The organism is Bordetella genomosp. 4 (assembly GCF_002261185.1).
Classification (GTDB): domain Bacteria; phylum Pseudomonadota; class Gammaproteobacteria; order Burkholderiales; family Burkholderiaceae_B; genus Bordetella_A.
In genome coordinates, this window is the sequence record NZ_NEVQ01000021.1 from 228463 (window position 1) to 236887 (window position 8425).

Annotated in this window: 7 protein-coding genes; 5 read left to right on the forward strand and 2 right to left on the reverse strand. The window is 60.0% G+C overall.

Going from position 1 to position 8425, the window contains the following annotated elements:
• Positions 1 to 206: 206 nt before the first annotated feature.
• A complete protein-coding gene (locus CAL20_RS21280; protein WP_094838957.1) occupies positions 207 to 1058 on the forward strand; it encodes an inositol monophosphatase family protein in 852 nt (283 codons plus the stop codon).
• A gap of 5 nt (positions 1059 to 1063) precedes the next feature.
• Here the strand turns inward: CAL20_RS21280 and CAL20_RS21285 are convergent, their stop codons facing one another.
• Positions 1064 to 2731, reverse strand: coding sequence for an AMP-binding protein (locus CAL20_RS21285; protein ID WP_094838930.1), 1668 nt, complete (start codon positions 2729 to 2731; stop codon positions 1064 to 1066).
• 89 nt (positions 2732 to 2820) lie between these two features.
• Between CAL20_RS21285 and CAL20_RS21290 the strand changes: the two genes are divergently transcribed.
• On the forward strand, positions 2821 to 4020 hold the full coding sequence (locus CAL20_RS21290; RefSeq protein WP_094838931.1) for a M20 aminoacylase family protein: 1200 nt from the start codon (positions 2821 to 2823) through the stop codon (positions 4018 to 4020).
• A gap of 11 nt (positions 4021 to 4031) precedes the next feature.
• Here CAL20_RS21290 and CAL20_RS21295 read toward each other — a convergent pair whose 3' ends face one another.
• On the reverse strand, positions 4032 to 4919 hold the full coding sequence (locus tag CAL20_RS21295) for a LysR family transcriptional regulator (protein WP_094838932.1): 888 nt from the start codon (positions 4917 to 4919) through the stop codon (positions 4032 to 4034).
• Between the two features lie 126 nt (positions 4920 to 5045).
• On the opposite strand from CAL20_RS21295, the gene CAL20_RS21300 reads away from it, so the two are divergent.
• The 3 genes from CAL20_RS21300 (at position 5046) to mgtE (ending at position 8073) form a co-directional block, all read left to right on the forward strand.
• Positions 5046 to 6089, forward strand: a complete 1044-nt coding sequence (locus CAL20_RS21300; protein WP_094838933.1) for a YeiH family protein — start codon at positions 5046 to 5048, stop codon at positions 6087 to 6089.
• 101 nt (positions 6090 to 6190) lie between these two features.
• A complete protein-coding gene (locus CAL20_RS21305; RefSeq protein WP_094823077.1) occupies positions 6191 to 6598 on the forward strand; it encodes an acyl-CoA thioesterase in 408 nt (135 codons plus the stop codon).
• 11 nt (positions 6599 to 6609) lie between these two features.
• Positions 6610 to 8073 (forward strand): magnesium transporter, encoded by a 1464-nt coding sequence (gene mgtE, locus CAL20_RS21310; RefSeq protein WP_094838934.1) that lies wholly within the window; start codon positions 6610 to 6612, stop codon positions 8071 to 8073.
• Positions 8074 to 8425 lie beyond the last annotated feature (352 nt).

Below are 8425 nucleotides of genomic sequence, written 5' to 3' on the forward strand. Positions count from 1 at the left end.
CGCGGCCATTTTGCGGGAAATTACGAGATTTTCACGATACGGCTCCACGCGGTCCATCACGGCGTTGCGATCTACAGCATACCTAAGACGACAAGCATATGACGTTGGGTGAAAGCCACGTATAACAGACTGATTCTGACAGAAGTGGCGAGCGTGCAGCCTCGAGGGCTTACACTGGACTCATGCTGAAGACCGGACGTACTACGATGCCTTCACCCTCTGCGCTGGATCTGTGCGCTGCGATTGATGCTGCCGCATCGGCAGCACATTCAGGCGCGGCGATCCTGCAATCCTATGCTCATCATCGCAGCGACCTTGTGATTGACCATAAAGCCCGCAACGACTTGGTGTCCCAAGCCGATCGCGAGGCCGAGGCTGCGATCATCGAGGTGCTTCGTTCGCGCACCCCGGATTTCGGCATTGTGGCCGAAGAAACAGGCGGCACCCCTGAAGGTCCGGCCACCTGGTACATCGACCCGCTGGATGGCACCACCAATTTTCTGCACGGCATCCCTCACTATGCCGTATCGATTGCGCTCGTTGCCCATGCGGGCGCACGAGTGCCGGGCCCCGATCCACTACAAGAAGACACGCCGGTCATTGGTGTCGTGTACGACCCTTGCCGCGAGGAGCTATTCACCGCTGTGCACGGCATTGGAGCATGGCTCAATGGTCGACGCGTTAATTGCTCGCGCACAAAATCGCTCGCTGACGCCGTTCTCGCGACGGGGTTCCCGTTTCGTGATTTCTCGTTCGCAGATCAATACATGCCCATGTTGAAAGAGGCGATCTGCATCACGCGCGGCGTGCGGCGCATGGGAGCGGCAGCGCTGGACCTCGCATGGACGGCATGCGGACGCTACGACGGCTATTGGGAAATGGGCCTGGCTCCGTGGGATGTTGCAGCAGGCACTCTGCTCGTGCGCGAGGCAGGTGGGGTCTGCCACGACATGCATCAACATGACCCCTGGCCCATCGGCGGACGCGTGGTGGCCGGCAACCCCGACATTGTCGAGGCCCTGCACGGCATGATCGCCCCACACCTGCGCAAAGAATGAGCCAACTAGTCCGGCCGTAATTCGCGCCGCAGGATCTTGCCCACATTGCTCTTGGGCAATTCGGCGCGAAACTCTACGCTGTGGGGGCGTTTATAGCCGGTGAGCTTGTCTTTGCACCATTCGATCAGTTGCGCTTCGGTCAGGGACTCGTCTTTCTTTACGACAAAGGCTTTCACGGCCTCGCCAGAGCGTTCATCGGGCACGCCCACGACCGCGCATTCCAGGACGCCCGGATGCGATGCGATGACGGCCTCGACCTCGTTCGGATAGACCTTGAAACCGGATACGGCAATCATGTCTTTCTTGCGATCGACGATACGGGTATAGCCCTGCTCGTCCATGATGCCGATATCGCCCGTGCGAAAGAAGCCATCTGCTGTCATGCACAGGCGCGTTTCATCGGGCTTTTTCCAATATCCCAACATGACTTGCGGGCCGCGTATGCACACCTCGCCGCGCTCGCCCAGCGGCACCGTATTGCCCTCGTCATCCAGAATCGCGACATCGGTCGATGGCAGAGGCAAACCGATCGAACCGGAATACGCCGTCGTGTCAGTAGGATTGACGGTAGCTACGGGCGAGGTTTCCGACAACCCGTAGCCCTCTACCAAAGGATGTCCCGTGATCTGCAACCATCGCTCAGCCACATGGCGCTGCACCGCCATTCCACCACCGAGTGTCAATCGCAATCCGGAAAAATCCAGCTTGGCAAAATCGGGATTGTTCGCCAAGGCATTGAACAAGGTATTCACGCCGGGGAAAATATTGACGCCTGTCTTGCGCCACGCATCGATCAAGGCGGGTTGATCGCGCGGATTGATGATCAGCACATTACGCATCCCCGCATAGATTCCAAACAAGCCGCACACCGTCATGGCAAACACGTGATACAGCGGCAGGGCGCTGATGATGGTGAGTTGCTCCTCGTCCAGATCTTTCAGCGCGGGTCGGGCCACGGCCTCGAGCTGCAGCACGTTGGCGATCAAATTGCCATGCGACAACATGGCCCCCTTGGGCACGCCTGTAGTGCCGCCCGTGTACTGCAAAACCGCGACGTCATCATGCCCCAATGGCGGGGGTGTGAACGTGGCCGAGGCGCCCTGCGACAACACGCGCGACAAGTGATGGGCTCCCTCAATCTGCCAATCGGGAATCATGCGTTTGAAGTAGCGAGCCACGAAGTTCACGACGGGCGCTTTCAAACCACCAAGCAGGTCGCCCGGCCCCGTCACCACCACATGCCGCAGCGCACCACGATCGCCGACTGCCTGCAGGGTATGCGCAAAATTTTCCAGAATGACGATGACCTCGGCGCCGCTGTCGAGCAATTGCCGCTGCAATTCGTCCGCCTTGTAAAGCGGATTGACGTTGACCACCACCAGGCCCGCACGCAATGTACCCAACAGGCAAACCAGATACGCCGGCACGTTAGGCATCATCAATGCCACGCGCGCGCCCTTTTGCAGTCCCTGGCTCTGTAACCACGCTGCAAACGCACCCGCCTGGCGATCCAGTTCCGCGTACTTGATATCCGCCCCCATAGCCGTGCATGCCACGCGCGCGGCATGCTTGCGGCATGCCCGATCCAGCAAGTCGGGCAATGACGCATAGGGCTCGATAGATATTTCCGCAGGAACACCAGCGGGATAATGAGCAAGCCAAGGACGCGACATAGTGAGGTCTCCACGTGTGATACATGTTCTAAGGATTTTTGCTTGATAATACCCTTGTTGCCCTTGGCTTAACTCCAATCGAGACTCCGATGAATCTGTTAGAACCCATCGTCGCCTGGCACCAAGACATCGCCCGCATCCGGCGCGACATCCACGCACATCCAGAATTGTCTTTCGAGGAATTCCGCACGTCCGACGTCGTGGCCAATCAGCTCCTGGAATGGGGCATCGAGGTCAATCGCGGACTGGGCGGCACCGGCGTTGTTGGCATCATTCGCGGCAACATCGATAGTCCTCGCACCGTGGGACTGCGCGCCGATATGGACGCGCTGCCGATGCAAGAGGCGAATACCTTTGAACACGCCAGCCAGAACGCGGGCAAAATGCACGCCTGCGGTCACGACGGCCATACTGCCATGTTGCTGGCCGCGGCCCGCTATCTGGCACAGCACCGCGATTTCCCCGGCACGGTCTATGTGATTTTCCAACCCGCCGAAGAAGGCGGCGGCGGCGCGAAACGCATGATCGACGATGGCTTGTTTCGCCGATTCCCGATGGATGCCGTCTTCGGCATGCACAACTGGCCGGGCCTCAAAGTCGGCCAGTTTGGCGTGACCGCCGGCCCCATCATGGCCTCCAGCAACGAGTTCGTCATCACGATTCAGGGCAAAGGCACGCACGCAGGCATGCCCCATCTGGGGATAGATCCCGTCATGACCGCGGTGCAGTTGGCGCAATCGCTACAGACCATCATTACCCGCAATCGCAATCCCCTCGATGCAGCAGTGCTCAGCATCACGCAGATCCATACTGGCAGCGCGGACAACGTGGTGCCGAATGTCGCAATCATGCGAGGCACGGTACGGACGTTCACCCACGAAACGCTGGACCTGATCGAGCGCCGCATGCATGACATCGCCCGGCATACCTGCGAGGCCCTGGACTGCACCGTGGAATTCGAATTCCACCGCAACTACCCTCCGACGATCAACCATGCCAACGAAACGGCATTCTGTGTCGAGGTCATGCGCAGCATCGTCGGCGAGGAAAACGTCCACGACCGCGTCCAACCGACCATGGGCGCCGAGGATTTCGCGTTCATGCTCCAAGAGTTGCCCGGCTGCTATGTGTGGATAGGCAATGGCGACGGCACGCACCGTGACGTGGGGCATGGCGCGGGCCCCTGCATGCTGCATAACGGCAGCTATGACTTCAATGACGATCTGCTGCCGCTGGGCGGGACGTATTGGGTGGAGTTGGCACGGAGATGGTTGGCCCGACCGGATTGACGCGCCGCTGATCACACCTCGGGTCGCAGTGTCAGGCAAGACTCCAGAAAACGCTCGGCCGCGCGAGCCGAGGTCTGCGAGTGTGGAACCAGGATACTGAGCGTGCGCGTCAAGGGCTGCGGCAGGAGCCGGATCACCGCCAAGGTACCGTCCTCGTGCCGCATCGACAGCAGCGACACAAATCCAATCCCCAGGCCGGCGCGCACGGCCTGTTTCACGCCCTCGACGCCGGCCAGTTCCAAGCCCACCGCGGGCGCCAAACCCTCGTCGGCAAAGGCCCGTTCGACCAATTGCCGCACGCCCGAACCCGGTTCTCTCATGACCAGGGCGAAATGAACCAGCTCCTGCAAGTGCGCGACGCCATGCCGTGCCAGGGGATGGTCCGCGCGCGCAATCGCTACGACCTCATCCTCTCGCCATTGGTGGACCATCGTATCCACGGGCAGGCCCGCCGGCACTTCGCCCTCGATAAAGGCCAGGTCCAAGGTGGGCAAACGCTCCACGATTTGACTGGTATTGCCGTCGGACAGGTGCAGACTGACCGCAGGGAACCGCTGATGGAACTCGGCAACGAGCGCAGGCAGCAGATAGCTCGCCGGCGTCGTGCTCGCCCCCAGGCGCAACCGGCCCGTTTCCAGCCCTTGCCAGGCCTCACGCAGGGTTTGCGCCTGCTGATAGACCTGGCGTAACTGGCGCGCTTGCTCGGCCAGGCGCTCACCCGCAGGAGTCAAGACCACGCCATGCCCCTTTCGGCGATACAGCGGCTCGCCGAACCATTCTTGCAGCAAACGCAACTGCCCCGACACGGCTGGCTGGGATAAATGCAGCAATTCCGCTGCGCGGCTGATATTGCCCACGTCTGCGACGTACGTAAAGGTCAACAGTTGATCCGGGGTCATAAGGCAAGGCCTACCACTGATTACGATATCGTCATTTCAAATATTTAATATCCAAATTAAAAATTTCTCAAATAACGTGGGCAGATTTAATATTCCTGGAAGTTATTAAGTTATGCAGCAACCCCCATGTCGACTTCTACCACCCTTCCCCTGGCCACTCCATGGCGCGACAAGCTCAATGGCGTTTTCTTTGTCGCGCTGATGACGGTGGCGGTGATGCAGTTGAGCGATCTGCCGGCGATTCGGCAGTTGGGTTTTTCGCCGCTGATCATCGGCATTGTGTGCGGCATGCTGTATGGCAATTTCCTGCGTGGCACCATGCCGGCAGATTGGGCGGTGGGGGTCAATTTCACCGCCCGCCGCCTGTTGCGTATCGCAGTCGCGTTTTACGGGCTGAACATCAGCATCCAGCAGATCGCTGCCGTCGGGCTGCCGGGCTTGGCCGTGTCGGTAATCATTGTGGTGGGAACGCTGCTGATAGGCACCACCGTTGGCCAGCGATTGCTGGGCCTGGATCGCGATACCGCCATGCTGACGGCAGCAGGCAGCGCCATCTGTGGCGCCGCGGCGGTGCTGGCTTTTGAGCCTACGTTGCGTGCCGCCCCTCACAAAAGCGCCGTGGCGGTGGCGACGGTAGTGCTGTTTGGCACCCTCTCCATGTTCCTGTACCCGGTAGCCTATCAGGCAGGCTGGCTCGCACTGACGCCCCAGGAACTGGGCCTCTACATTGGCGGCACCGTGCACGAAGTCGCACAAGTCGTCGGCGCCGCCAGCAATATCGATCCCGCGACGACCGACGTGGCCACGATCGTCAAAATGACCAGGGTGGCGTTGCTGGTGCCGGTGTTGCTGGTCTTGGGTTTGTGGCTGCGCAGCGCGGCCTCGGCCAACGGATCAGGGCAGGCTAAGGCACGTTTGCCCATTCCCTGGTTTGCCGTGGGTTTTCTGGTCCTGGCTATCATCAATTCCCTGAACGTCCTGCCGGCAGACGTTGTCACCGCCATCCGCCGCCTGGACGTCTTTGCTTTGACAATGGCGATGACCGCCCTGGGTATCGAAACGCGATTCGGCCAGATCCGCCAGGCAGGTCCGAAGGTCATGCTGCTGGGACTGATTTTGTATGTCTGGCTGGTGCTGGGTGGCTATGGGGTAGTGAAGTTGGTGATGTAGGGGCGTTTTCGCCTTGCGGTGAAAAATCCCCGTCAATCAACCGCAGAGGCGTGCGTTTTGCTGCATAATCGGCCGGTTTTCATCAGGACTGGAGCCGGCCCATGTCTAGCGTCAAAGATTTCACGACTACCCTGCCCGCCGGTCGGGATCCGGTGTTGCGCGTCATGCCCATGCCCTCGGATGCCAATATCCATGGCGATGTGTTTGGCGGATGGATCATGTCGCAGGTCGATATCGCGGGCTCGATTCCTGCGGCTCGCCGTGCTGCGGGACGTGTCGCGACCGTTGCTGTCAACGCGTTTCAATTCAAGCAGCCGGTATTCGTGGGCGATCTGCTCAGTTTCTACACGACCATCGTCAAGACAGGCAAAACTTCGGTTACCGTATCGGTCGAAGTCTATGCCGAGCGTAATCGCATGGACGCCGAGGTGGTCAAGGTCACCGAAGCCGTCCTGACCTACGTCGCCACTGACGAAGCCCGGCGCAGCCGCCCCCTGCCTATTCTGTAAGTTTGTAGCCTATGACGCAGCCCGCCGCCGCGCCCGTGACGCCCCGCCGCCTGGACCCCGAAGACGCACAGCACGCCTTGGCTGAGGTCCAGGAACGCCTGCGCCGCCAACAGCTCGTCGAGGATCTCGTTCATCGCCAGGAACAAGGCGACGACAAAGCCTCGCTGGTAGAGGATCTGGTCCATCGCCAGCACGAGGCCGAGCTCAAGGCCCTGGTCGACGCCCTGCATCCGGCCGATATCGCGTTCATTCTCGAATCCCTGCCCAAGGACGAACGACAGACCGTCTGGAAACTCGTCAGCCCCGAGCACGATGCCGACGTGCTGCTCGAGGTCGAGGACTGGGTGCGGGAATCGCTCATCGAGGCCATGGATCGCCAAGATCTGGTGGCCGCGACGGGCAACATGGATGCAGACGAGCTGGCCGACCTGGCCCCCGATCTGCCTCCCGATGTGGTGGCCGAGGTCCAGAAAGGCCTGACCGAAGAAGAGCGTGCACAACTGCTCGAAGCCATGGGCTACCCCGAGGACAGCGTGGGCGCCATCATGGATTTTGAAATGGTGCGCGTGCGCGAGGATGTCACCCTCGAGGTCGTGCTGCGCTACCTGCGTCGCCTGCACGAACTGCCGGATCATACCGACCAGGTGTTCGTCGTTGACCGGCAGGACAAATTGCAAGGCGTCCTGCCTTTGTCCCGCCTGTTGGTCAGCGAGCCCGAAACTGAAGTCCATGCGGTCATGAGTACGGATTTCCTCACGCTGAATCCCCTGGACTCCGATGCGGACGCAGCCGGTGCTTTCGAACGTTATGACCTCGTTTCGGCGCCCGTCATGGATGACCAGGGCCGGTTGATCGGCCGAGTCACCATCGCCGACGTGGTCGACGTGATGCGTGAAGACTCGCAAGAGCAAGCCTTGTCGCGCGCCGGTCTGCAAGAAGAAGACATCTTCGCCCCCGTAGCCATGGCCTTGCGCAACCGCGCCCCCTGGCTGCTCTTCAATCTGTGTACGGCCGCGACGGCCTCGTTCGTCGCCTCGCGATTCGAAGACACGGTGAGCCATATTGTGATCCTGGCGTTTCTGATGTCCATTGTGGCCGGTATTGGCGGCAATTCGGGCAACCAGACGATGACCATGATCATTCGCGCCCTGGCCGTAGGCCGTATAACTGGCCGCAACCTGTGGCAATTGGTCAAACGCGAGATGATGGTCACATTCATGGTCGGCCTCTGTGGCAGCGTGGTGGCGGCGCTATTCGCGTGGGCTATCTCCGATTCGATTGCCATTGCCGTTGTGATGATGGCCTCCATGATCTGCAACATGCTGGTCGGTGCGTCAGTCGGCGTGCTGGTCCCCATGGTGCGCGCGCGCTTTGGCAAAGACCCGGCGATTGGATCTTCGGTCTTGCTGACCTTTGCGACGGACTCGCTGGGTTTCTTTATCTTTCTGGGCCTGGCAACGGTTTTCCTGCTGTAGGCCGCCTGCGCGCAATTCAGCCTGAAAGTGCGAAACTGGGCCATCACGCTGGCGTCTACGTCTGCCCCTTTTAGTATGTTCCGCGAATAATAAGAAGCATTATGTTTCACTCAAGTAGATCAGAGACCCGCATTATCTGTCTGACTTAAATCGGAAATATTCAATACCCGAGGCTCGGCCTCTATATTGCCGCTTGAGGGTCAGACGTGCGGTATGCAGTTCGACCTGCCGCCTCGCCTAGCTACGGAGTCCCTTTGACTGCTCCCTTCCCTAAAGGGGAAGGGGATTCCCACTTCACAGAACCGAGCCGTTGCACATCATCACTCATGCACTCAGGTCTTACCGTTTCTCC

What these genes read in the sequence shown, in the direction of transcription:
- CAL20_RS21280 (WP_094838957.1), top strand. Translation starts at nt 207, where the DNA reads ATGCCTTCACCCTCTGCGCTGGATCTGTGCGCTGCGATTGATGCTGCC.
- CAL20_RS21285 (WP_094838930.1), bottom strand. Translation starts at nt 2,731, where the DNA reads ATGTCGCGTCCTTGGCTTGCTCATTATCCCGCTGGTGTTCCTGCGGAA.
- CAL20_RS21290 (WP_094838931.1), top strand. Translation starts at nt 2,821, where the DNA reads ATGAATCTGTTAGAACCCATCGTCGCCTGGCACCAAGACATCGCCCGC.
- CAL20_RS21295 (WP_094838932.1), bottom strand. Translation starts at nt 4,919, where the DNA reads ATGACCCCGGATCAACTGTTGACCTTTACGTACGTCGCAGACGTGGGC.
- CAL20_RS21300 (WP_094838933.1), top strand. Translation starts at nt 5,046, where the DNA reads ATGTCGACTTCTACCACCCTTCCCCTGGCCACTCCATGGCGCGACAAG.
- CAL20_RS21305 (WP_094823077.1), top strand. Translation starts at nt 6,191, where the DNA reads ATGTCTAGCGTCAAAGATTTCACGACTACCCTGCCCGCCGGTCGGGAT.
- mgtE (WP_094838934.1), top strand. Translation starts at nt 6,610, where the DNA reads ATGACGCAGCCCGCCGCCGCGCCCGTGACGCCCCGCCGCCTGGACCCC.